Below are 26106 nucleotides of genomic sequence, written 5' to 3'. Positions count from 1 at the left end.
TGAAAGGGATTTTCAAACGCATTTATAGCTGTATTTTTTACTATTTGATTCCCAAGATACGGTAATCAGACGGCAGCACACCTGTGTATTCTTTGAATTGAACAGAAAAACTTCCTGCGTTTTTATAGCCGAGTCGATAAGCAATTTCCGCAACATAGAGATTGCTTTGCGTTAAAAGTTCACAGGCCTTTTCTATCTTTTTTTGCCTTATGTAGTCGGAAAACGTTTGCCCTGTGACTGCCTTGAACACATATTTGAATTTTGAAACGCTCATATATGCCTCGGCTGCCAGTTCGGACAATAAAAAGTTTTTTGACAAATGAGTATTCACATATTCCGTAATCCTTGTAACGGTACGCCTGTCTGAAGCTATAATTTTCCTGTTTTCCGGCAAACTGAATTCTTCCGCTTTTTGAATAAGGATTGCAGTAAGTTCATCGATCTTGCTTTTGAAAAATAGCCGTGTGCTGAGTTCAGTCCCGTTAAAGCTGCGTATCTTGCTAAATATCGCTGCAATTTCAGGAATTACAACACCGTGCGGAAACACCTGTAGGTCTTTTTTCAAATCGATACCTTTTATACCGAACTCTTTTTTGAGATATGTTTCGTAATAATCCGGCAACAGCTGAACACTGATCACCTTTGCCGGAACGTTTTTTTTGATGACATATTGATAGGTTTGGTTACCCGGTGCATAATCGATATACTGCATTCCCGATGAAACATTTCCATGCGAATAACGTCGGTCAGAATCGATAGAATCGTACTGCTGTATGACGATAGAATCCTCTGTTGTCACGGAATATTCAAAATCTCTGGTGTATGAATGCTCCGCAATGCATATACTCGCATAGGAATCGAGTTGATATAAGGCAGTATACCCCTTGCCGTACTCGGATGAAAATTGGTATGTGTCAAAACACTTGTTCAGCAGCGCGCCTTTTTTGGTAAGTGTGCTGCCGGTATGTTCTATAAAACTTTGATAGCTTTTAGTCAATTTTAGGGTTTCCTAATATAATCAATTATAAAATTGTACTTCTACGCTATGGGTATCAGGCGCTCTCCAGTGCGTCAAGATTGCGGAATGCCGTTATCGACTGATAAATCTGTGTTAGATAGTTTTTAAAATATTCATTTTTTTCTACATCAAAATTAGAATGGATTATTTCCCCTTTATTTGTAAGCAAGATAGCTTCGGCTGTTTTAGAATCTTCAAAACATACATCGTTATCGGTATATGTAATTACAATTCCATCTTTTTCACAAAAACTTTTACGATTCATAATAACCTCCTACCTCTTATATTATACAATAAATAGCCGAATAATGCTATGTGCGAGGCATCCATTAATAATCTGTATAATGACGGTAAAACAAATCTCCCTCCCACTTGCTTTTGCTCACAGCCAAAAAATATGGCAAAAAGACAATGTTTCGATATCCTGATAGTCATATCTAACTTGTATGGCTATGATGTATAAAAAATTGCTATATGCGGAAAAGCTTAGTATGAAAGAAAACAAAACCTCTCTATTCGATGTTAGAACGCTTCTTTTTTTAGACATAGTGATTATGGTTTTTATGCTGATTTCAGGAAAGGCGGAGGTAACTCTTTGCTCTTTTATCGTTGCGGCGGCAGTGCCGGTCATAACAGAATTAAACCTGTTCGGAAACTTCAGTTTTAGAACAGGCTGTCTTAAAATGCGATACGGTGTCTTGTTGTGCTACACTGTTTTGTTTGCAGTACTTTTTTCCTATTATCAACTGATTTTGCATGTGCATGTTCCGATGTTTCAATCCGCAGTTTTTTCCGTTATCGGAATAGTCGCTTTTATCGTGCAGAGGATTATTCCATTTATGCTGCTGGGAACGGTAATTCAAAAACAAAAAAATATTTCGGAAATTACAATGGCTCTCGACCGTATGCGGCTTCCGCGAGGCGTTATCCTCAGCATAGCGGTGATGTTTCGTTATTTTCCTGCAATAAAAGATGATTTTCTGGTTATTATCGATGCGATGAAACTGAAAGGTTTGTACACCTCAAAACGTTCGGCTATGCTTCATCCGATACGGACGATGGAATTTATAATCGTGCCGATGTTGTTTAAAAGCCTAAAGACTGCGGAAGAACTTTCCTGTGCGGCGTTGGTTAAGGGTATTGAAAACACCGGTAAAAAAACCTCGTACTTTGATGTCAAACTCCGGCCGGTAGATGCCGTGTTTTCGCTCGCTGTAATCACAGTGTTGACGGCAAGTATGTACGCAAAACTATTTTGAATGAGAGCCTCGCGTATGATCAACCTGAATGATGTAAGCTACAAATATAACGGTGCCGCGGCGCAGGCAATTCGACACGTATCCTTGTCTATCAAAAAAGGAGAACTGGTTGTTATTACCGGAAAAAGCGGCTGCGGAAAAACGACCGTGTTTCGCTGTATGAACGGGCTGTGTCCTTATTTTTATGAAGGAGAAATAAACGGAACGCTTACATTAAACGGCAAAGTTCTTTCGTCGATGCGCATATGCGATATATCGAACATTGCAGCTTCCGTTTTTCAAAATCCCGAAAGCCAGTTTTTTACCACCGATGTGCTTTCCGATCTTGTATATCCGTGCGAAAATTACGGTATAGAAAAAGAGGAAATACAAGAGCGGCTGCACCGTGTTACAAAACTGCTATCGCTGGAACCGCTTTTGAACAGAAAGCTTTCGGAACTCTCCGGAGGTGAAAAACAAAAAATTGCAATCGCTTCGGTTTTAATGTTGGATACGCGCGTTGTATTGATGGACGAGCCGTCTTCCAATCTTGACTATCGATCCGTTGAATTGCTTACACAAATACTTGCACAGCTAAAATCAAAAGGTTACACGATACTCATCATCGAACACCGGCTGCATTATTTGGCGGAACTCTGCGACCGGCTCATCGTAATGGAAAACGGAACCATAGTACGGGAATATGAAAAAGATTCGTTACGCACTATCGGTAATGATGAGTTCCACAAACGAGGACTTCGAGGCTTGCATGTATTTCAAAATCACCGCAATACGCTGCCCGCTCCGCGGCGTCAGCATGAAGACGAAGCCTTGGTTGTACTGCACGATATTCATTTTGGATATCGGAAAAATGCTGAGGTTTTAAAAGGAATACATCTTTCGATATATCCCGGAGACAAGATTGCTTTAATCGGTAAAAACGGATGCGGAAAAACAACGCTTGGGAAAATCCTGTGCGGATTAAAAAAGGAACAGAGCGGTACCGTTTTGTTGGACGGAAGAGCGTTCCCTGCTAGGGTACGCAGTAAGACCGCCGGGTATGTGATGCAAAATGTAGACTTTCAGCTTTTCGGGTGCAGCGTATATGATGATCTATTGCTCGGTAACGAAGCGCTGCCCGATCGGGAAAACCGGATACAAAGCGTTCTTACAGCGCTTGATCTTTCGACGCTGCAAGAACAGCATCCGACAACACTGTCGATGGGACAAAAACAGCGCTTGGTAGTCGCTGCATCATTTTTACAAAATAAGCGGCTCACTATTTTTGACGAACCGACAAGCGGTTTGGATTACGGTAGTATGCAAAATGTCTGTGCGTTAATCGATTCGATAACGGGCAAGACAAACGCCTCCGTTATTATCACGCATGATTATGAATTCATTTTAAACACCTGCAATAGAGCGGTTCTTTTGGAAGACGGACAAATAACCGAAGATTTAACTTTGGTTGCTAAAATAGCGCAACCAAAGTTAAATGACGAGTTTGCTTATCGCAAACATCGCTTATTAAACGTATGCGCTGACGCGCATGAATGCAACGGCCTCAAAAATTCACATTTTGTTCAGCCGTTGCATCGTAAGGAAGATTTTCAATTGAACGGTTCGATGCAGTTGGAATATATTCGACCTGTTCGATAACTTTGTTGTCGAACAGGTCGACGAGTTCTAAATCGCACAAATAGCACGATTTAGAACATCGCATTACAGGGTAACCTGTTCCGAAACTGAAGTTTCTGAACAGGTTTGTTCTTAAAGAGAGGTTATAAAGGTATGGAAACAAAAACCAATCACTGGAAAATCATCGTTTATTTTAAGCGGCTTAAATAGCGCCGCTTAAAAACACTAACCGTTTTGTTTTCACAAAACGGCTCTATTGTCTGCGCTTTTTCAGGCTGGCGCCTTACAAAAGTGCATAAATTAAACAGCCTCAAAAGTTCATACTTTCTTCGGCTGTTTAATTTTATGGAACACTTTGTTTTAATCGGTTTAATGGCCGCAATTTATGCAGCCGTTATTTATGGGGTCGGAATGCTGACAGCCGTTACTATCCCCGTTATGCATGTGTTTGCGCCCGGTATGACGGGACTTTTGATGGGGCCTATCGTGCTTTTTGTTGTAAAGACTGTGCGGAGATTCGGCGTGTTGACGCTGCTGGCAGGACTGGGTGTCGCGCTCTTTACGCTGACCGGAATGGGAAGTATTAACTGTCTGATTTTTGTTGTCATTGCAGGTTTGATAGCCGATGTGATTATTACAAAAACAAGGTTCAAAACGCTTTCGGTCGGTATCGGTCACGGACTTACGCAGGCTGCATATTTTACCGGAGGCGTGTTCCCTTTTCTTTTCTTTTTGGAACGGGAACTGGCAAAGTGGCAGGAAATGGGAATGAGCCGGGAAGAGATACTTGAGTATGTACACTATTTTACCGGAACCTTCGCCGTTATCGGCATAGTATCCGCTATCGTTTTAGGTATTGCAGGTATCTATATCGGAAAGCTCATCTTAAAACGGCATTTTAAGGATATGGAGTAGAGGATTGCCAACCATGCAGTTTAAGGATTTTATAAGAGAGCATATTCCGGTTTATAGTGTTTCTGTGGCCATGGCGATTGCTTCCGTGTTTTTCGGGTTGTTGCCGTATTATGCGGTGTACCGGCTGCTGCTGCGTATTGTGCAGGGCTGCAATGGACAGACAGTGTTGTGGTATGCGCTGTTGATTTTGCTGTCGCTTGCGCTCGAAATCCTGATGCACTGTCTTTCAACCGCTCTTTCGCATAAGACTGCGTTTTCTATTTTGAAAAAAGTGCGGCTTTCCATTACGGAAAAAATGATGCGTATGCCGCTCGGCTACATGCAAGCAAAAGGGAGCGGCTACTTTCACAGCCTCTTGATTGACACCCTCGAACACCTCGAATATCCGCTTGCGCACGCAATCCCCGAAACGACTTCAAACGTACTACTGCCTGTCAGTGTTATCGCGCTGCTTTTCAGTTTTGACTGGCGGATGGGGCTTTCGGTGTTGGTTCCCGCGGCGCTGACGCTGCTGTTTTATCTTCCGATGTATATCGGCATTATGAATGAATTTGCGGACACCTATTATACCATGCTCGAAAATATGAACGGGAGGGTTATCGAATATATCCGCGGAAATAAGGAAATCAAAATCTTCGGGCGCGAAGATGCGGCGCTTTCCCACTATGAAACATCCATCGACGAATACAAAACGGCGACGCTGCGGCTTTATAACAGAATGTACGTTGCAGCATCTCCTTCGATTGTTTTACTCTCCTCGCTTTTGGCAAGCGTACTGAGTGTCGGAGGCTTTTTATATTGCGCCGGCAGTTTGAGTGCACACTTGTATTTGTTTTCCGTGTTAGTATCTGTCGGGATCGGCACTTCGCTTTTAAAGTTCACGGAATTTATGGATAACTTTTATTACATTAAAAACGGCGAACGTCTCATCAACGAAGTTCTCGCTGCTCCCGAATTACAAGAACCCGATACAGCCGCCGGTGAAATACCGAATAACGAAATTGCGCTGCATCATGTTTCTTTTGCGTATGAAGATGTGCAGGTGCTGCATGATATTTCGCTTGTGTTCCCTGAAAAAACAAAGACCGCGATTGTCGGACATTCAGGTTCCGGTAAAACGACCGTCGCTAATCTTATTGCACGCTTTTGGGATGTACAGGAAGGAAGTATAACAATAGGCGGTGTTGCTTATCGAGATTTATCTTTGGATCAGCTGATGCAGCGGGTCAACTATGTAACGCAGGACACCTTTTTATTCAACATGACGATTATGGAAAATATACGGCTTGGGAATCCCGATGCATCCGATGAGGAAGTGATTGAAGCGGCGAAAAAAGCATATTGCCACGAGTTTATCATTGCGTTTGAAAATGGCTACAACACAAGTGCGGGAGATGATGGTGCAAAATTGTCGGGAGGTCAGCGGCAGCGGATTATTATTGCACGTGCGATTTTGCGGAACGCACCGATACTGATTCTTGACGAAGCAACCGCTTATGCTGATATGGAAAATCAGCACAAAATTCAAAAGTCACTCGAAGAATTGTGTAAAGACAAAACGCTCATTGTAATTGCACACCGGTTATCAACGGTTACCGGCTGCGATCAAATTATCGTGATGAATAACGGAACGATCGCCGCTACGGGAACACACGGCGAACTGTTGAAGCAATCACCGCTGTATGCAAAGCTGTGGAGTACGCAGGTACAGAGCCGGAACTGGAAGCTGGAGAGGGGAATCGGGGAGGCAATATGTTAAAAACGGTGCGGGATTTTATCAAATTGATGAGCGGGCAAAAAAGGGAACTGTATGCTTCGCTTGTGTTGAGCTTTTTTGACGGCTGGCTGATTGTAGTTCCTTTGCTGGCAGCGTTCCATATTACCGCGCAGATGCCGGAATTTAATCATGACGTTGCGGAGGCTTTGACGATGCCGGTAATGATCCGGTATTCGCTGATTATGCTGGCGAGTATTTTTGCCCGCATTGTGTTGCGCTACCTTGTTTCGTATCTGCGGTCGGGCGCGGGGTATAAGTGTATGGCGGAAGAGCGCAAAACGTTGGGGAAGGAATTGCGGAAGGTTCCGCTCGGTTTTTTTAACGAAAAGAATTTGGGCGATGTGGTTTCAACGATTACCTCGGACGCAGCGTTTTTAGAAATAGAAGGCATAGGTGTCATTGAAAAAGTTGCAGTCGGCATTCCGGTATTTGTCATCGCGCTTATGATCTGCCTCTCATTTGATTACCGTATTTTTTTGCTCGTGCTTGTCTTGCTCATCCCGACATGGTTTGCCTACCGATATCTTGCAACACGGCAGGATGCGCTCAAGCTAAATCGGCAAAAATTGATCGGACAGGTAACGGAGGATACGATTGAATTTATCAAGGGACTGCCCGTATTGAAATCCTACAATATGACGGAAAAACAATTTTCCAAAACACAAGACGCTTATGAAAGATTGCGCGCATTTTCCGTGCGGGGAGAATTTGTTCATATCCCGCCGATGGGCATGTATCAATTATGTTTTCGGCTGATTACGACGGGAATTGTATTTCTTTCCGGACTGTTTCTATTGCACAAGGACTTCGTATTTCCGCAAGCCTTTTTATTGATGCTTGCCTCGTTCAGTCTTTTTACCGGCGCCGAAGCGATGGGTATATTCAGTATCTTTGCGAAGATGACGCAACAGTCCATCGACCGGATGAATCAAATTAAGACGATTCCTAAATTAGAAGATATTTCCGGCACGGAAAAACTTGAGCGGTACGATATTTGTTTTGAGCATGTGAATTTTGCATACAATAAAACGCCGGTATTGCGAGATGTTAGTTTTTGCGTACCGGAAGGAACGACGACGGCTCTTGTCGGACTTTCGGGGAGCGGCAAAACGACGGTTACGAATTTGATTGCCCGCTTTTGGGATATCCTGCCCGGGCACGGGGAGATCAGCATCGGCGGCAAGGCGGTAAAAATGCTCTCGTACGAACACTTGTTAAAGAATATCAGTTTTGTATTTCAGGATGTGTTTTTGTTTAATGATACCGTGCTGAACAATATCCGCATCGGCCGGCCGGAAGCAACGATTGAAGAAGTCCGTGAAGCAGCACGGCGTGCAGGCTGTGCGGAATTTATTGAAGCGATGGAAGATGGCTACAACACGGTTATCGGTGAGGCGGGAGCACGACTTTCCGGCGGAGAAAAGCAGCGTATTTCCATTGCGCGTTCTCTTATCAAGGATGCGCCGATTATCCTTTTGGACGAGGTAACGGCAAATGTCGATGCGGAAGACGAATGTTTAACTTCGGCGGTTAAAATAGCACCGCCTTGTTAAACGACGAGTTTCGGGCGAAGCCGAAACATCGCAGTATTATATGTGCGCTTATCGCGCACGAATGCAACAGTTTCCAAAGTTCAAACTTTGTTCAACTGTTGCATTTTAAGGAACGCTGATTCAAACGGCTTTACAGGAACTTTTAAAAAACAAAACAGTGATTATGATTGCACATAAACTTTCTACTATACAGAACGCCGATCAGATTCTCGTGCTGGAAAACGGAACAATCAGTCAGCGCGGCTCTCATGCAGAGCTGATTGCACAAGAGGGACTATACCGGCGGCTGTGGGATATTCAAGGAACCTCTAAAAACTTCGTTTTTTAGAGATTGCCTATAATAATCATTCCTTACAGAACAGGCAAATGGGGGTTACGGTTTTTAGAGATTACTCATACCTAAACAATTAAAATATTACTTTTTAAATAACCCCTGCTTTTTCAAAATGCTTTTTTAGAAGCTTTTTTGAAATCATTGCACCAATAATCGCGCAGATTGCTATAACAATAAGCATTATTACTGTTGTGATTGGTGAAACTATTTTAGTTAAAATATCTAAGTATTCATCTCCAAATAGTTCCTTATAAGAAGTAATTGTCTGTTCCGCATAAAATAAGAACGGTACATACATTCCACCAAATCCTGCAAGTACACAAAATATCATATATCCTACGGTTAAACCTATATAATCCCCTATGCCTTTTATTTTTGCGATCAGCATTGCAGCAATTCCACCGGTAATACAGCTGATTATATATGGCGGATAAAAGCCTATCAGGCTGGTAAGTACACAAAACAGTAATATCATCCATGGATTTTTTGTTTTAGTAGGTACTAGGAAATAAGCGATTGCTCCTATGATTGCCCAGATAGGAATAGCAAAAAGCAAGGTATATGGTGATATAAACAGAAATGATAATACTCTATACAAAATCTGTGAGCATAAAACCATTAATGCGGTAACAATCAAATCTTTGAGTTGAAACCTTCTTTTTTCTTTCATTATTCAGTCCTCCTTGGAGTTTAATAATTTTTCATTTTCATAACAATAATGACTGTATAAAATGTTACCATTGCTATTAATAACAATGCATCAAATATACTGAAATGAATTTCAGTATAGCTTGTTTTTTTACATGAGATACCAAGTCCTCTTGTTTCAACAGAGGCTGCCAATTCTGTTGCAGTAGACAATATTCTCATCAAGAGTGGTATTATCATCATTTCGTATATTTTAAACGGATGCTTTAATACACCTAATACTGAGATGTCTATCCCTCTTGTTTTAGTGCCCTGCCTAATACAAATGACATCCTGCTTTATGGTAGGAAAAAATCGCAGGATTACCGCCAAAGGAATGTTGATATAATACGGAATTTTCATATTATGAAGTGCAGCCAGTATTTCTGAAATATCGGTAGTTTTAGCCAAATTCAAAGCCGCAAATGCTATCGTAATAAAACATAAAACAAAATAATGTATAGTTGTGGCAATAAACAACGGACTGATTTCAGCTGCAAGAAACAGCCCGCTGTATATAACTAGGAATTTTATACCGGTCTTAAAAAGACCGCTCAACATTGCAAAAGTAAAAACCGAAAGGAATAATGATATTTCATATTTTTTCCCTGTTAATACAAAAACCAGAATCCCTACTAACAACACCTGCAACAGCTTAATCCTGGGATCATATCTTACCCCGTGCTGTTTACAAGATTTAAGCATAGTTTTCAACCTCTTTTTGCAGCAAAAAATTTTTTATTATCTTAAAATCAGAATTATCAGTTAGTCGAATAGTGTTATTTATTTTTCCCTCCTCAACAAATACTGCTTTTGTAGCGACCTTGCTTAAAAATTCCAAATCATGTGAAATGACAAAATTCAATATTTTATGTTCGCGAAGAGTATTTATTGCTTTTGCAACGGCTCTCATATTACTATAATCAAGTCCCGAAGTCGGCTCATCAAAAACAATAATCCGTTTATTTGAAGTCATAGCTGCTGCGATAATTACTCTCTGTTTTTGTCCGCCTGAAAGTGCCTGAGGGTGATAGTCTTTAAATTCAAAAATATTTAATAATTTCATTGTATTTTCAATTTCGTCATCATCTATATTACCATGAACTTCTCCGCTTAATCTTAATTCCGACACCACAGAATCGGAATATAATTGATAGTCGGCATCCTGCATTACGAAATACACACTTTTATACAGTTCCTTTTGTTTTATTTGTTTACCATCAAGAAAGAATTGTCCTGTTTCACTTCTAAGCAGGCCTGCAATAATTTTTCCTAAGGTTGTTTTGCCTTCACCGTTATGCCCGATAATAGCCACGGTATCTCCATAATTAGCCTTCAAACTGCACTTTTGAAGAATGGATAAGGAGCTTTTATATGAAAATGATACATTGTCAATTTCAAAATCAGCGTGTTCTTTATTTCCGCTTTCTCTCTGTTCCAAAGAAAATTCGATTGTATTTAAATCAAATGTTCTTAGATTGCATTTTTCTAAATCACCGTTATCCATATTTTTTATATCATTTCCGGGAATGTCTTTAACTATCTTCCCGTCATTCACTATCAGACATCTGTCGCATAAATCTGTCAAATAAAACAACCTGTGTTCCGAAACAACTACCGTATGTCCCGCTTCTTTTAGTTTCTTCATAAACTCTTTTAATTGTATAATTGAACGAATATCTAAGTTTGCTGATGGTTCATCGAATACATAAATGTTAGGATTGAGAGTTTTTGCTGCAATAATCGCTATTTTTTGTTTCTCCCCGCTTGATAAAGAAAACATATCCCTGTTCATAAGATTTTCAGCCTTAAAATCACTAAAAGCAGCTTCTACTCGCTTTATTATCTCGTTTCTGTCGATTCCATAATTTTCACAGGCAAATGCAGCTTCATGAGTGCTATTTGTTGTAAAAAACTGATTCCGCGGATTTTGAAATATGGATGCGACATTTCTGCCAAGTACACCGGGAGAACTTGTTTTTATCCTTCTCCCCAAGACCTTCACCTGCCCTGATAAGTTTCCTTCAAAAAAATGAGGAATCAAACCGTTTATTAACCTCATAACAGTTGTCTTCCCGGAACCCGACGCTCCCGTAAATAGCACAAATTCACCCATTCTTATTTTAAGATTTATATTTTTTAGGCAACCTTCTGTCTTTGCTCCGTAACTAAAACTCACATTATTAAAATCAATAATAGTATCTTTCATTTTATCACTTATATTTTCCAACCGATTGATTTTTTTCTTATCTCAATGAAATGTCTGTATATTCCCTCTCGGTTAATCAATTCGTTATGATTTCCCTGTTGCACAATTCTCCCCTTATCAATAACAATAATCTTATCGGCTTCTCTTACCGTAGATAATCTATGCGCAATGCTGATAAGCGTTTTATTTTTGGTTAATTCCTTTATCGCACTGATTAGCATATATTCATTTTCAGGATCAACACTCGAGGTTGCTTCATCAAGAATAACAATAGGAGCATCTTTAAGAATTGCTCTTGCAATAGATATTCTCTGTTTTTCTCCGCCTGATAATGTGGAGCCGCCTTCTCCGACAACCGTATTATATCCGTCCGCAAGGCTCATAATAAAATCATAACACTGTGCTTTTTTGCAAGCTTCTATAACCTCAGCGCGTGAAGCATTAGGGTTACCGAATTTTATATTATTTTCTATTGTGTCATTAAATAAATACACCTTTTGAAAAACCATACTGATGTTTTTTAATAAACTTTCAGAAGTAAACTCTTTAACATTCTTTCCATCTATAAGAACTTCACCTTTCTGAACATCCCAAAACCGTGCTATCAGATTGCAAAGGGTTGTCTTCCCTGAGCCCGAAACACCGACGATTGCCAAAGAGCTTTTTGAATCTATTTTTAAATGTATATCCTTTAAAATTTTCCTTTCATTGTATCCGAAGCTAACATCCTTAAACTCTATAGTGTAAGACGATAAGCTTATATCCTTGCCGTCCTTATCTAATAAAGGGATATTCGAAATATAGTCGAGCCTATCCAGCCAAGTTGCTAGCAATTTACTTAGAAATGCACCATTATTCACCAGTTCCAGTTCCATAAATATTAAAAATGCCGATACGATAAACATCAGTGAATAAGAAAGCGGGATAGTGTGATTTAAATATAAAATCACAGAAACAAAAACCAACACGCAGCTTGCTACCTTAAAAACCATTTCGTAAAGTTTCATTACCAAGGCGGTAGCTTCTGTTACTTCTATGTCAACTTTACATTTTTTACTAAAAGCTTCTTCGATTTTGTTTTTACCTTCTTTGCCACTTTTAAATGCACGAAGAATGGAAATACCTCTGATATATTCGATAGAGTCAATAACCAGTTCTTCTCCTGCTTTCTGCATAACGGATGAATATTTTTCAGCTTTCTGTGCCATTATTCCAAGTAAAAATGCTCCGAGAATAATTGTTATCAAAGAAATTATTCCTACTGGAATACAAAATATCAATAGCATAACTGTCATACCGAAAGCATGAAAAAATCCACCTACAATAAAGTTCAGCGCAAGCATTGCCATTCCTTCCAAATCGGAAATTGTTGTTGTTAGAATAGTTTGAATCGTCCCTAAATTATTTTTCGAAAAATAACCCATGGGTGCTTTCTTTAATTTTTCTCCTATTTCAATTCTCTTGTCTCTGAAAATCTCATACCCAGATGCACTTAATTTTCTATCGCAAAGATATTGAAATATAAATCTCCCTAATATACTTATTCCCACTATTAACATTGCTTGCATAATAATAGTCATGTTTAATTTTTCAAGATTGATCATTATCAGTAAAACCGCAAGTAACATAAAAGAAGCAAAAAAAGACTTTAATGCGCCGAAGATAAGACCTATAATGATACTGGAGCGATACTTACCTGCTATTTGAAATATTCGTTTTACAATATTGAACATTTATGCCTCCATATCTTCATCTATGCCGCTGATATAATTTGTCCACAATGATGCATATTCTCCATTTTTATTTAACAGACTTCTATGAACTCCTCTTTCTACAATCTCACCGTTCTTCATCACTAAAATGTTATCTGCATTTATAATTGTAGAAAGTCTGTGAGCAACAACAATCAGTGTTTTACCTTTTATGAGATTATTTATCGCTTTCTGAATCAAATATTCATTTTCAGGATCTGCGAAGGCAGTCGCTTCATCTAAAATTATCACTTTTGACTGCTTTAATATTGCTCGTGCAATTGTAATTCTCTGTCTTTCTCCGCCGGAAAGGGCACCTCCGGCATCACCGACGATTGTATTATAGCCATCTTTCAATCCGATAATAAAATCATGGCACGCTGCAGCTTTCGCTGCTTCCATGATTTCTTCATCATTTGCATCCGGCTTTCCTATTCTGATATTTTCTTTTACACTTGTATTAAACAAAAAATTATCCTGAGAGACATAACTTATTTCACCACTCAGTTGTTCAAAGGGAATCTCTGATATTTTTTTTCCGCCATAATATATCGTTCCTTTTGTTGAATCCCAAAAACCAGCCATCAACTTAGCAATTGTTGATTTACCGGAACCTGAGCTTCCTACGATTGCCGTAACTGTATGAGGTTTTATTCCAAAATTGATATTTTTCAGTACTAGTTCCGTATTATCATAAGCAAAAGACACATCTTCAAATCGATATAAAGTATCATCAAAATTCACTTTCTCTTTTGGTCTGACAAGCTCGTCTTTCGATAAAAAATCTTCTATAATTTCTAAACTTGCTTTAACCATATTAAATTGTTCGGAATATTTTCCGATTTTCATCAAATGAGCAATAAAGCCGATAGGTAAAATAATACATACAATAAAATTTGATAAGGATATTTCTGATTCCATATATAAATATGCGCCGACCGGTAACGTTCCAAGTAAAGTTGACGGCATAACGGCCTGAACAAAAGCTGACCATAACCAACTCTGCTTCCACCAGCTCAGTGTACTATCATGAAAAAAATTAATCGCGTCGGTAAATTTTCCATAGGAGACCGCACTTTGATTAAATGCTTTTATCACTTCAATGCCGTTTACATATTCGACTAATGTACTGTTCATATTATTTTGAGCATCCGTATACGTTTTACTTTTCACTTTGTAATCTTTCATCATGCCTATATAGCCGAGCATACCTAACGGAATCGTAAGTAAAGATGCAAAGCCCATTCGGTAATCCAGAGTAAAAATTAAAATCAAAAAAAATATAGGCGAAACTATGCTTGATGTTATCTCAGGCATAAAATGAGCCATAGAATCTTCAAGTTTCGATATAGTATCTACCATTAAATTCTTAAACTTCCCTGTCGGTGTATCAATCATCACGCCCATCGGTACCTTTAGCATTTTTTCTGCGACCTTACTTCTTATATTTTTCAAAATATGATAGGTTGCTTTATGCGAAGTCAGCGTTGAATATAATGTAAATACTCCTTTTAAAATCTGTCCAGATAAGGCTATTACAGTTATTTGCAAAGCAGTTCTAACAGAAGCCTCAGATACATATATTTTTTCTATTAATTGAGCTATCGCAAGAAATGGTATCATTCCGAACAACTCACCTATAGTTGCAGAAAATATTGATTTGTATAATGCTCTTTTATTATCCGCTGCATACTTCATCAGTAACGCGATTGCATTATTTTTTTTATTTTTCACAAACATTCCTCTCTATACTTAGATACTTAGTTCCTACTAACCTTGACACGAGAAAGGTTATTTTCGGGTGTTGAAATTTAGCAAGCCGTTCCAACCATAATATTGAAAAGCAACAATACTTTTTATATATCTGTTTGCATAATTGTGTGGAATGTTATGTATGATACATCCACACAAAGAAATGATATATCCTCTCGTAAGCATATAAACTTCAAATTCCTCAATCTTATCAATTCCCAATTTCTTATTTCCGGAAGAGTGTATTAACCGCATGTTTTTTTTCGTGTATCTGTTGACAATTTCTTCAACAAAATTTTCAACCATTGAGCCTTTGCTGCATTCAAAAATAAGCTTAAACTCCTCGAAATGTTCATACATATAATTTACAAAGTTCATTGCCTCGGAAAACATGGCCTCAATAACAATGTGTTCATCTTGCGCTAACAGCGTCTTATAATCTTCACTCTCATTCTTGGTTTCAACCTCAACCACAACTTCTAAAGTATATTTGTATACATCTTCAATCAGTGTGAAAAATAAATCTTCTTTGTTCTTAAAATGACGATATATCGCACCTGTAGTTACATTTGCCGCTTTTGCAATTTCACCTACCTGAGCCTTATCAAAGCCTTTCTTCAGGAATTCTTTTTTAGCACACTCTAAAATTCTATTTTTTGTTATATCCGAACAGTAAGACATCTAGATTCCCCATAGCCTTAAAAATGATAATCATGATATTTTTGATAATTAGATTATCAAATCTTTACATTTTGGTCAATAGAACGTTCATCTAAAATTTTTTCTATTTTTCCCACCAACGGGAAAATTAATGAAGCCGCTGCCTTTATGCGGTGGCGAGCGGCAAAGATAGTATGTATGAGTGGTCTTCTACTTAAACAATTAAAATATTACTTTTTAAATAACTCCCGCTTTTTCAAAATGCTTTTTTAATATCCGCATAGAAATCCACGCTCCCGCGAAACTTGTTATAATCGTCAATGCAATCATTGAACCGTACATCTGCCATGAACCCACAACCTGCAAATACTGTTGTAAAGCTTCATCCGTTAAATGTAAAATCTCCTTTCTTTGCATAAAATATTCTCCATGCGAAATATACATAGGCAGGGTGAACAAGGCTGTCTGCAATGTGGAGCCCAGCACATAGGGCAATATGATTGCTTTTTTATCTTTGTACTTCATCGTTGACGCAAGAATCTCCGCAATGAACCAGCCGATAATTGAAAGGCCGACGCCTATTCCGTTTGCCGCCATAAATCCCGGTAAAACGATAATTATCCCCATAATAAAAAAGACGCCCGTTTTTCTTACCTTTGATGCCGCCAGCATAAATGCTATCGATACAAAAAACAGCGTAATCGGGATATTGGCTATCGTTCCGAAAAGCGTTAATGCAGCGAGTGCTCCCGTAATAAAGAAAATTAATAGTGCAACCGCAGCGAAGATTCCGATAAAAATAAAATCTTTGGCGTTTAGTTTGTTTGTCGTTGTTTCCATGACATTCTCCTTACATTTATATTTGCTTTGAATATTTTGTTTTATCATACTGTATTTTTAGGGCGACTTTTTGCGACACATCGCAAAAAACAGGCTTTTCGGGGTTCCGCTATCGCTCCATTCCTGCGGAACGGCAAAGCCGCCCCTTCAATCCTTGTCGCATTAAAACATAAACTCCACCCTATTACTAAACTGTAAGTACGATACCGCACCTACAGCAATAGCCGTACATAATCCGTATGCAAAATCCGTTTTTGTAAATTTGAGCGGATAGATATTTGTTCTGTTTTTATAATTTTCAATTCCTCTCAGCAAAACCGAAGTTGATAGTTCTTCCGCTACTCGAATGCTCCTGAATAAAATTGGAACAATCATAAACTCCAGTGAGCGGATAGGATGAATAAAAAACTGCACTCCTGAAGTCCGAAGTCCTCTTATTTTTAAACTATCTTTTAAGTGTCTATAATCCTCTTTCAGCGTTGGCATATATCTCAATATGACAATAAACGGGATTGCAATAGCATTGGGAAACTTCATTGTTTGCATAGCAGATATAACATACGGCATTGAAGTCTTTCTCTTCAAAAATTCAATCATCATTATAGCAATGATAAACTTATGAACAAAATAGCTTATCGAAACAATTGTTAATGCTACTGTCGTGTTGGGAATATGGTGAATATAAAACATCAATCCTGCAATTATTATATAAATCACGCTATACAAAATACATTCACAATATGCTTTTGCAGTTAGCAAATATATATTGCAAATAATCAGTAAAACATGTGACGGTAAAGGTTTATTTATAGCGAGTCCCAGCATAACGAGAATAAATACAATTCCAAGAACCGTTCTTGGATCCAACTCTTTTTTTACATTCATTTTCATCACCTACCTTTACTTAAAAGTTCCCAAAGTTTCTTCTTAGTATCATTATTGAGCTTAAAATCAGCTTGTATACTTCCATCTTTGAAATAAACAATTCGATTACAAACGGATAATAAAAATTCATAATCATGCGAGATTATAAAAAGAGTTTTATTGGTATCGGAAATTTCTAAAATGCTATTTGATACTAAGTCCATTGAATTTTTATCTAAGCCGCTCGTCGGCTCGTCAAAAAATATTACATTACTTTCACTGCTTACCGCAGTTGCAATAGTCAATCTTTGTTTCTGACCTCTTGATAGGGTCATCGGGTGTCTATTCTTAAAATCAAGAATTTCAAACCTTGACAAAATAGCGGCTTTTTCTTCGTCTGTAAGCATTGCACCGGATTTTCCAATACTGAGTTCTTTATTTACACTTTCCGCAAAAAGCTGAAAATCGGAATCTTGCATAACAAAATAGACCTTCCCTAATCTTTTTTTATAGACATATTTTTTACCTTGGATAAAGACAGTGCCGCTTGTTTCCTTTAATAAACCCGCACAAATTCCTGCAAAAGTTGTTTTGCCGACTCCGTTCTCACCTATAATTCCTATAATCTCATTACCGAATGCAGTAATTGATATGTCTTTTAAGATACCGGTATTTTCTTTTTTTGAATGAAAATATGAAAGATTCTTAACTTCCAAGATCGGAGTTTTCATAATCTTTTGCTCATTGTGGTTGACCACTTTCAAATCATTCAAATACAATCTTCTAATATCCCGATGTTTTCGCTGTATATCTATGAGGGATTGGGATGAATATTCTCCTTCAATTTTTCCATCATTAAGCACAATGATACGATCCAATAACTCTGTAAGATAAAACAATCTGTGTTCCAATACGATTATGGTTTTTCCATTATTTTTCAATTCTCTTAAAATGTCTTTTAAATCAAAAATAGACTGTATATCTAAATTTGCAGTAGGTTCATCAAATAAATAGACATCCGGATCCATAGCATAGCACGATGCAATCGCCACTTTCTGTTTTTCTCCACTGGATAGTTTAAAAATACTTTTTTCTTTTAAGTTTTCTATCCCGAAAATCCGTAAGCTGTTTGTGACGCGCTGTTTTATCTCATCTTTGTTCAAACGCATATTGCATAAACCAAAAGCAACTTCGTTAAATGGATCTAACATAAAAAACTGACTTCTTGGGTCTTGGAATACAGTTCCTACCTTCTTGCCTATTTGTGAAAGCTCCATAGTGCGTATATCTTTTCCGTTTAGATAAGCTTCGCCCGTTAATACTCCGTCATAGTAATGCGAGATAAGGCCGTTGATAACAGAGCCGAGTGTGCTCTTCCCGCTTCCGCTTTTTCCGGTAATGACAACAAATTCTCCTTTTTTTATTTCGAGGTTTATATTGTCGAGAATGAGAAGACCTGTCCTTGTTTTATACGAAATATCTTTTAGCGAGAGCACATTCCGCTCCCGTATTGTGTTTTCCACAGCCGAGCATAGTACCCATCTTTTTCCAAAAGTTCATCGTGTTTTCCTTTTTCGATAAGACAGCCTTTTTGAAAGACAAGGATTTGATCTGCCTTTTGAATAGTCCTTAAATGATGAGCGATCACTATGACCGTTCTATTTTTTGCAAGTTCGGTAATGGCATTCTGTATTAAAGACTCATTTACGGGATCGACATTGCTGGTCATCTCATCAAGGATTAAAATCGGAGCGTCTTTTAGAAATGCTCGTGCAATGGAAATCCGCTGTCTTTGTCCGCCGGATAAGAGACCTCCGTTTTCGCCTATATCCGTTTCATAGCCTTTCGGCAAGCTCATAATAAAATCGTGAATCCTTGCCTTTTTTGCAGCTTCGATGATTTCTTCTTTCGTTGCTCCTTTTTTTCCTACTCGGATATTTTCCTCGATGGTGTTATCGAAAAGCTGCACGTTTTGCATAACAATACTGATGCGATCCAAAAGTTCATCGTAGGGAATATCTCGTATATCAATTCCGCCGAGCGTAATACTTCCGCCTTGCACATCGTAAAAGCGCAACAGCAAATTCGTAACCGTCGTCTTACCGCTTCCCGATTCTCCTACAAGCGCGGTCATCGTTTTTTCCGGAACAGAAAAATTTACTCCATTCATTTTGAACTCATCTTCTTCATAAGAAAACTCTACATCTTTAAAAACAATATCGTTTTGTGCAGGAGTAACCCCATCTGTTTTATCGGCTATTACCTCGGCATGAAGAATTTTTCCCAAGCGGTGATAGCTATCTACGGCAGACACATAATACATATAGTGCGTTTCCATCGCTGCAAAAGGTTTATAAAATTCTTTTGAAATGACTGCGATAATCATAAAGCTGAGTACATCAATGCTTCCGCGTAATGCGGCAAGACCGGAATAAATAAAAAGAACAAAATACCCAGCATCAATTAAAAACGAAAAAACCGAAAGCTGTCTTGCCTTAAAACGGGACGCAGCCTTACTTGTTTCTCCGAATTTTTTAGTCTTTTCAAAAAGTTCATTATCCAGACTTTTATTATGCGAAAAACTTTTGAGCACCGGAATACCGCGTACATATTCGACAAATAAACTCACCATATCGGCAAGTGCGGAATTATTGTTATGTTCCGTTTTTTCTGCTCCCTTAATTGTGTAAAAAAGATAGGCAAGCGAAATCGGAATCGACGCGGCCATAACAATGGCTGCACTAAGGTTGATAAAGCAAAGGCCTATAAATACCGCAAGAGCAATGAGAAAATCACCGAACATCCGCGGCCACATGTGCCCTACCACCATCGACATATTGTCCACATCTTTATGAAGAATTGTATTTAATTCTCCCAGCCGTTCATTCGTATAAAATCCCAAACTAAACAGCTTTAATTTGACAATCATCCGCTCCCGTATTTGCTGCACCACATCAAAGCCGGCTCCGTGTTTTTTTAAGTCGGCAATCATATTGCAAATGCCCTTAAAAACGACCAAGCCTATCAGCATTGCAAAAGCCCCGTAGAGTCCCTGCACATTAGTCCCGGCAGCAATCTTAAACAAAATCGAAAACACCGTAAGTAACATCCCTACGGAACTCAATCCGTACAAGGTAAAAAACAGAGAAGAAATACATACATCGATTTTTCCCCTCTTACTCAAAAATACAAATAATTCTTTATACATAAATACTCCTTTTTAGGGGAGGAAAGACACTTTTTCGGATAAAAGATTTCTTCACCTCGAAACTTCGTTGGTTGTTGCCTCCCCTATAACCCCTCCTATTTTCAAAAGAACCGCTTAGGGCTGCCGCCCCTAAGAACCCTGCCTTTTATGGCTAGGTTTATTTTTATATTGAAACAGTTAATGGGAATTTATAGAGATATTCAGCTCAAAATTAATTCTTAAATTAGCTATCTCTTTAATTCCTCATCAGCATTCCTAATTCCTAATTATGAATTATCCCGACACTTTCCAGTTGTCGACTTTGTTTTGGGCTTCGACCATTTCTTTATAAAAGGTGCATCGCAAAATCAATTCTTCATGTGTGCCGGAATCCAGTATGCGGCCTTTATCCATAACGATTATTTTGTCCGCGTTTTGTACGGTGTTCAGGTGATGCGCAATCGTGATAACCGTTTTATTTTTTCTTAATTCTTCGATAGCCTCGTTTATGAGTTTTTCGTTTTCGCTGTCAACCGCCGCCATCGCTTCATCTAAAATAAGAATTGGAGCGTTTTTAAGAATCATCCGAGCAATGGATATTCTTTGCTTTTCTCCTCCCGAAAGTTTTACGCCCATCTCTCCGACCCGTGTGTTGTAGCCGTGAGGCAGGGCGGAAATAAAATCATGACATCGTGCTTTTTGAGCGGCTTCTATCACTTCCGCTTGGGAAGCGCCCGCCTTACCGATCGCGATATTTTCAAAGATGCTCATATTAAAAAGAATTACTTCCTGCTGAACACTTCCGATAAGAGCGGAAATGCTGTCCGTATCATAGCGTGAAATATCTTTGCCCGAAATTGTGAGCACGCCTGAATCAACATCCCAAAAACCCATGATAAGATTCGCAAGAGTGCTTTTACCGCAACCGCTCGGCCCGACAAGCGCATTTAAAGTGTTTTCTTTACACTGTACCGTAATATCTTTTAACGCAAAGCCGTCTTTTTCATACTTAAAATGTACGTTCTTACATTCTATATCCCCCATTTTCAGTTTTTCGCTGATCTTTTCTTTTGCAAGAGGAGCACAGAGAATTACCGCTATGCTTTTGAGCTTTTCAGTAAACACGATGGAAAAATGATGGAGCGTTGCGGTTTTACTTATTGCTGACACAAACACCGAAGATAAGATAACGGACAGTATAAACTGAGCGGTAGAAATATTGTTATGTAATAGCAGTATACTTCCTAACATCATAACCGATACCGCTCCGGCTTCCATAAAAATATCTATAAGCACCATCGGACCCGTAACGGCACCCATACTCTTTTTTACATCTTGCACATAAGAGCGTGCGGAATCCAAAGTCTTGCCGCTAAAACACTCTTCTTTTGCAAATGCCTTTATGACGGCAATATTTTTTACATATTCCATCATATCTTCCCTCATCTGCATTTCTCGTTCAAAATATATTTGGAATCTTTTTTGCATGGTCTTTGCAGATAATTGTTGTACAAGGAACATGAGCGGTACCCCTGCAATCATTATTAATGCGAGCCGGTAATCTATAAAAAGCATTGTAATAAAAACCAGAACAGGAAGCAGAGTTGCCGCCATAATTTCCGGAAGACCATGCGCCAGATATATTTCAACCTGCTCTACATCGTGTTCAACGATGCTTGTAAGCTCGCCGGTAGTATGCTTTTTAAAAAAGCCTAAATTCAATTTTTTTAGGTGTTCAATTATGGCAAGCCGTAATTCCGTCAATGTACTAAAAGCCCTGTCATGAGCTGTCTTTACGGCAAGATAATTACAACACGCCTTCAGCATAAACGAGATGAAAATACCTCCGGCAATCATTTTAAAATATTCCCTTTCCGCTTTGCCCGAAAATAGGCTGCTTATCACCAATACCAATAAAATCTGCGGTAGTAAGTCAAACACTATTTTAAGTGCAAGCAGCACATTGGACAAAAAGGTTTTACCCGTTACCTGTTTTTTTAATTCCTTTTCAGTCATATCTACTCCTCTCTACATCTATAGTGCGCATGTATATTCGTTTACCTTCAAAACCGAATAATATTGAATATTTATTCAATATTGATAGATAAAATAAGGAGCGGTTGAACGCTCCTAAAATAAATGCTCTTCTATATTAAAGTGATTCCACGCCGTTAAAATAACACGTATTAAGAACAAAGAGCATATCTTCTGCCCATTTTTCATTTTTATAGTGCCGTGCAATTTCCATAAGTCCCTCAACATAATTATTTGCCAGAATATGAGCAAGCATGGGATCGTGCTTGGTTTTTGAATATCTCTTTAAACCGTCTTTTATATGCTGTTCCAATCGTTTAACCCACATATCTTTTGCATTCTCATGTTTCGTTCCCGAGCTCTTGTCGATCAAAATGATGAGTTTTATTCTACTCTTTAACAGTTTGGGAAGTTGAGATGCTCCGCCCCGATTAAATCTTTCATAGGGACTTCCGGTCTCCATCTTTTCCTCATCTTCCATCATCTTAATGATTTTATCCAACATACCTGCGACTACTTCATCAAATAATCCTTCTTTGTTTTTGAAGTAGGTATAAATAAGCGCAACGGGAATATCAGCCTGTTCTGCAATATCCGTCAGCTTGGCGCTTCTATAATCTTGTTCATAAAATATTTTTTCCGCAGCCGTCAGAATTCTATCCTTGACTTCTTCTTTTAATACCTGCATACTACCTGCGCATTTGAAACGTTATCTTTTTTGTCAATACTGAATTATAATTTAATATTAAAAGGAACTCAAATATTTGTCAAGTCTGGCTGACACTTTTGGAAGTATACAGCCTGTCTACTGTGCTGCGGTCAAAAACGGATTTCCCTGCCTAAACAGAGTATTTGCAGAGCAGATACGGAGTCCTATACCCCTTATATTTTTGACCAGTGCTAAAAAAAGATATAATCACCATTGAAAAATTATAATTACCGTCTCGATTTTGATACACCAACTAAAAGCGGAAATGATCGATTGGATTATGCTACCACAATCTTGATATGCAAACAGTGTACCATCTTTACAGCACCATACAAAGGATTCCTGCAGGAATCAGCAACGAACCAAGTATCGATTTCGCATTCATATTTTCATACAGAAAAATTTTAGCAATGAAGGTTTTTCGATAGCTATTTTAGAAGAATATTTGCTCTGTATAATCATAACGTGCATAATTATTTTTTTCAAAACATACATCGTTTGGGTTGTAATTGCACACCGACTATCAATAGTTACATACATATCACTTAAGCGGTATCAAAACAAGAAATATTTAAGGTCGTCAAAATCCGTTGCAAACCTATATTACTTTAGAGTAATAATCACAAATTCTCTCGGCATATCAAACTTGGTCATAATGCTTGCGATACGATTCATACATGTTGCTGCAGATATATTGGTATGAATAAACAGCATATCACCTTTAAGGTTTGAGATTTTATCCGGGAATAGCCCATCAAATTATTTATATCGGGTGGTTAGATCTAAATTCTTGTCTATGATCGTTTTTAATAAACCCCAGTGTAGAATTACACCTTCGCGATTGAATAAGTCAGTTTGATTATCAAGGATAAATTGAAAATCATATCTGCTATCTTCTTTCATAAATGTAATAAACTTTATGAAAACATCTTGCCAAGTCGAGACATTAAAAACGCTCTCGTTGATTATCATTTTTGCCGGTTTATTTCCCTCTGCCCAATCACCGGCATCGTCATCTATAGGAGAAAAGGTTGTGACATCAGTTTTTTTTCTATCATAGTTAGAAGCTGCTTGATATTGTTGAGGTAATGGGAATGTCTCCAAGAACCAATTAATCATATTTGATTGGTGTTGTTTTATACTATCCTCATTCCAAGCATCATTGTTAAGCATTTCCAGTCTATAATATAAAGAAGAGGTGTGTAATTGTATTTTTTTATCTTTGAAGGGATTGTTCCCCATTTCACTATTAAACTCTGTTAGAATTAGAATGAGATTTCCAATATTATGCAAATATTTTTTATGTATTTTTTCATAATTTTTCCAAGCATTGTTTTCCACTCATCATTGAGCGTCTGCGGCATAATGTGTGCTATCGTGATTTTAGCATTTCTAAAATCAACCGGGACTTTTGCATTGTGTTCTTCTATTTTCCCCAGAATAAATTTTCCATAGGTTTTAAAATCTTCATAAAATTTTGAAATCATCAAGACTTGCCGCATTTCATCATCATTCGGAAGTCTCATTTTATAAAACATACTTGATAATAAATCGATCATTTAAATTTTCTTTTGCACGAGATCATGTATTCGATTGCAGAGAAGTACGATATTTTTATTTTCTCCTTGCGTTAGCCGTGCTATTCGTCTCCGTATTAGATACGTTCTAATGATTTGCAATATCGCTATAAAATTATCATCACTAAATATTATAGTGCTTGTTTGATTTTGATGATAATAAAGCAGCCCAAGGATAAACGGTTTGAATGCTTCAGTTTTTATATCATGAAAAAAATTCCTCAACAGTTCCTTTATTTGACTGTCTTCTATTTTATCTGGTGAAATAGTATCAGTGATTTCTGCTTGTATAATACAAGTATGAAGTTTTACATACTTTACGATGTCGTCAATAAAAGCTTTATGATTAGCATACGATTCTTCGACAAAGTTTTTGAAGTTTGCATAAACTTCTTTTGTGTTATTATCACCTACAACTTTTATAGAAGTAGATTTTTTATACTGTAAAAAATCTCGAAAAAAGTCCGACGTACTGCCGGTTAATTGTAGTTCAATTTTTGGATACCAAATTGTTTCATACATGATCGATTGATGCGTACAGTCCATATTGAGCAAGACATAATTTCTGATTAAATCGGATAGAGTGAGCGGTTTTCCTAAAGAATTGAGCGTTTCAAAAATAATTTGCGAGTCTTCACCTTTAAGGGTCTTTCATCTAAGAAAATAACGGCAACATTAAGCCGTTGGATAGCTACAATACGAGTGCAGGAGACGATGGTGCAAAATTGTCGGGAGGGCAGCGGCAGTGGATTATCATTGCCCGTGCTCTGTTGCGGAACGCACTGATACTGATTCTTGACGAAGCAACCGCTTATGCTGATATGGAAAATCAGCACAAAATTCAAAAGTCGCTCGAAGAATTATGTAAAGACAAAACAATCCTTAAAATTCGATAGCCGAACAAAATATCAATTTTGGAGGCGGACGAATTCATGCGCGATAGCGCATACGTTAATAAGCGATGTTTGCGCTTTGCGCAAACTCGGCGTTTAACCAGACCGCATAATTTGAGAGGTCTGGTTAAATATTCATTGTAATTGCATACCGGTTATCAGCAGTTACCGACTGCGATCAAATTATCGTGATGAATAACGTAACGGTCGCTGCAACGGGAACACACGGCGAACTGTTGAAGCAATCACCGCTGTATGCAAAGCTGTGGGAAACGCAGGTGCAGAGCCGGAACTGGAAGCTGGAAAGGGGAGAGTAAAGGACGGTAAAAGGGATTTTATAGTGTTGACTATCAAAAAATACGGTATAAATCATAAAAAAGACTTTTTAATGAATGATAAAACGGTCTTGAAGCATTTTTACCTCTCTATAATGCGAAATCTTTGAAACTTGCCTTATACCTTCTTTGTTT

At 38.2% G+C, this 26106-nt stretch carries 22 protein-coding genes and 3 pseudogenes; 8 read left to right on the top strand and 17 right to left on the bottom strand.

All coding sequences use genetic code 11. The features are described from left to right. Positions 1–40: 40 nt before the first annotated feature. Together H9I37_RS09580 and H9I37_RS09575 are read right to left on the bottom strand one after the other, a co-directional pair. Positions 41–799 carry a helix-turn-helix domain-containing protein gene (locus H9I37_RS09580; RefSeq protein WP_370586907.1) on the bottom strand — a complete coding sequence of 253 codons (759 nt, stop codon included), beginning with the start codon at positions 797–799 and terminating at the stop codon, positions 41–43. Between the two features lie 253 nt (positions 800–1052). Further along, on the bottom strand, positions 1053–1283 hold the full coding sequence (locus H9I37_RS09575; RefSeq protein WP_187382400.1) for a hypothetical protein: 231 nt from the start codon (positions 1281–1283) through the stop codon (positions 1053–1055). Between the two features lie 226 nt (positions 1284–1509). Here H9I37_RS09575 and H9I37_RS09570 point away from each other — a divergent pair, with 226 nt between their 5' ends. From H9I37_RS09570 to H9I37_RS09545, 6 genes and pseudogenes are all read left to right on the top strand, one after another. Beyond that, entirely contained in the window at positions 1510–2277 is a 768-nt protein-coding gene (locus H9I37_RS09570; RefSeq protein ID WP_187382399.1) for an energy-coupling factor transporter transmembrane component T, read from the top strand. 15 nt (positions 2278–2292) lie between these two features. Next, positions 2293–3714, top strand: a pseudogene (locus tag H9I37_RS09565) (ABC transporter ATP-binding protein); the annotation flags it as partial. A gap of 525 nt (positions 3715–4239) precedes the next feature. Continuing rightward, positions 4240–4809 (top strand): MptD family putative ECF transporter S component, encoded by a 570-nt coding sequence (locus tag H9I37_RS09560; RefSeq protein ID WP_187382398.1) that lies wholly within the window; start codon positions 4240–4242, stop codon positions 4807–4809. A gap of 13 nt (positions 4810–4822) precedes the next feature. After that, entirely contained in the window at positions 4823–6568 is a 1746-nt protein-coding gene (locus tag H9I37_RS09555; RefSeq protein WP_187382397.1) for an ABC transporter ATP-binding protein, read from the top strand. Further along, entirely contained in the window at positions 6562–8139 is a 1578-nt protein-coding gene (locus H9I37_RS09550; RefSeq protein WP_255422536.1) for an ABC transporter ATP-binding protein, read from the top strand. Before H9I37_RS09555 ends, H9I37_RS09550 begins: the two co-directional genes overlap by 7 nt. Before the next feature lie 114 nt (positions 8140–8253). Continuing rightward, positions 8254–8467, top strand: a pseudogene (locus tag H9I37_RS09545) (ABC transporter ATP-binding protein); the annotation flags it as partial. Between the two features lie 94 nt (positions 8468–8561). Here the strand turns inward: H9I37_RS09545 and H9I37_RS09540 are convergent. The 15 genes from H9I37_RS09540 to H9I37_RS09470 form a co-directional block, all read right to left on the bottom strand. Then, complete coding sequence (locus H9I37_RS09540) at positions 8562–9143, bottom strand: MptD family putative ECF transporter S component (RefSeq protein WP_187382396.1); 582 nt, start codon at positions 9141–9143, stop codon at positions 8562–8564. 20 nt (positions 9144–9163) lie between these two features. Then, entirely contained in the window at positions 9164–9865 is a 702-nt protein-coding gene (locus H9I37_RS09535; RefSeq protein ID WP_187382395.1) for an energy-coupling factor transporter transmembrane component T family protein, read from the bottom strand. After that, complete coding sequence (locus H9I37_RS09530; protein WP_255422535.1) at positions 9858–11390, bottom strand: ABC transporter ATP-binding protein; 1533 nt, start codon at positions 11388–11390, stop codon at positions 9858–9860. The genes H9I37_RS09535 and H9I37_RS09530 overlap by 8 nt, the downstream gene beginning before the upstream one ends. After that, a complete protein-coding gene (locus H9I37_RS09525) occupies positions 11378–13102 on the bottom strand; it encodes an ABC transporter ATP-binding protein (protein WP_187382394.1) in 1725 nt (574 codons plus the stop codon). The genes H9I37_RS09530 and H9I37_RS09525 overlap by 13 nt, the downstream gene beginning before the upstream one ends. Beyond that, on the bottom strand, positions 13103–14854 hold the full coding sequence (locus tag H9I37_RS09520) for an ABC transporter ATP-binding protein (protein WP_187382393.1): 1752 nt from the start codon (positions 14852–14854) through the stop codon (positions 13103–13105). A gap of 57 nt (positions 14855–14911) precedes the next feature. Next, entirely contained in the window at positions 14912–15553 is a 642-nt protein-coding gene (locus H9I37_RS09515) for a TetR/AcrR family transcriptional regulator (protein ID WP_187382392.1), read from the bottom strand. A gap of 216 nt (positions 15554–15769) precedes the next feature. Further along, positions 15770–16372 carry an MptD family putative ECF transporter S component gene (locus H9I37_RS09510; RefSeq protein ID WP_187382391.1) on the bottom strand — a complete coding sequence of 201 codons (603 nt, stop codon included), beginning with the start codon at positions 16370–16372 and terminating at the stop codon, positions 15770–15772. Positions 16373–16534: 162 nt separating this feature from the next. After that, positions 16535–17257 carry an energy-coupling factor transporter transmembrane component T family protein gene (locus H9I37_RS09505; protein WP_187382390.1) on the bottom strand — a complete coding sequence of 241 codons (723 nt, stop codon included), beginning with the start codon at positions 17255–17257 and terminating at the stop codon, positions 16535–16537. A gap of 5 nt (positions 17258–17262) precedes the next feature. Continuing rightward, entirely contained in the window at positions 17263–18732 is a 1470-nt protein-coding gene (locus tag H9I37_RS11670) for an ABC transporter ATP-binding protein (protein ID WP_187382389.1), read from the bottom strand. Then, complete coding sequence (locus H9I37_RS09495; protein WP_187382388.1) at positions 18720–20444, bottom strand: ABC transporter ATP-binding protein; 1725 nt, start codon at positions 20442–20444, stop codon at positions 18720–18722. The genes H9I37_RS11670 and H9I37_RS09495 overlap by 13 nt, the downstream gene beginning before the upstream one ends. Before the next feature lie 273 nt (positions 20445–20717). Further along, positions 20718–22439, bottom strand: coding sequence for an ABC transporter ATP-binding protein (locus H9I37_RS09490; protein WP_187382387.1), 1722 nt, complete (start codon positions 22437–22439; stop codon positions 20718–20720). A 136-nt stretch (positions 22440–22575) separates the two neighbouring features. After that, positions 22576–23145: a TetR/AcrR family transcriptional regulator gene (locus H9I37_RS09485; protein ID WP_187382386.1), complete on the bottom strand. Its 570-nt coding sequence runs from the start codon at positions 23143–23145 to the stop codon at positions 22576–22578. Positions 23146–23925: 780 nt separating this feature from the next. Continuing rightward, positions 23926–24507, bottom strand: coding sequence for an HNH endonuclease family protein (locus tag H9I37_RS09480; RefSeq protein WP_187382385.1), 582 nt, complete (start codon positions 24505–24507; stop codon positions 23926–23928). Then, the gene (locus H9I37_RS09475) at positions 24432–24704 is read right to left on the bottom strand and encodes a GmrSD restriction endonuclease domain-containing protein (RefSeq protein ID WP_222864201.1); all 273 of its coding nucleotides are present in this window, start codon (positions 24702–24704) and stop codon (positions 24432–24434) included. Before H9I37_RS09475 ends, H9I37_RS09480 begins: the two co-directional genes overlap by 76 nt. 21 nt (positions 24705–24725) lie before the next feature. Further along, positions 24726–25265, bottom strand: a complete 540-nt coding sequence (locus H9I37_RS09470; protein WP_187382383.1) for a hypothetical protein — start codon at positions 25263–25265, stop codon at positions 24726–24728. A gap of 170 nt (positions 25266–25435) precedes the next feature. Between H9I37_RS09470 and H9I37_RS09465 the strand changes: the two are divergent. Beyond that, positions 25436–25633 (top strand): annotated as a pseudogene (locus H9I37_RS09465) (ATP-binding cassette domain-containing protein); the annotation flags it as partial. 194 nt (positions 25634–25827) lie between these two features. Then, positions 25828–25953 (top strand): ABC transporter ATP-binding protein, encoded by a 126-nt coding sequence (locus H9I37_RS11535; RefSeq protein WP_187382382.1) that lies wholly within the window; start codon positions 25828–25830, stop codon positions 25951–25953. Positions 25954–26106: the final 153 nt, after the last annotated feature.

Source organism: Treponema sp. Marseille-Q3903, assembly GCF_014334335.1.
Classification (GTDB): Bacteria; Spirochaetota; Spirochaetia; order Treponematales; family Treponemataceae; genus Treponema_D.
This window is presented reverse-complemented; position numbering and strand designations above follow the sequence as displayed.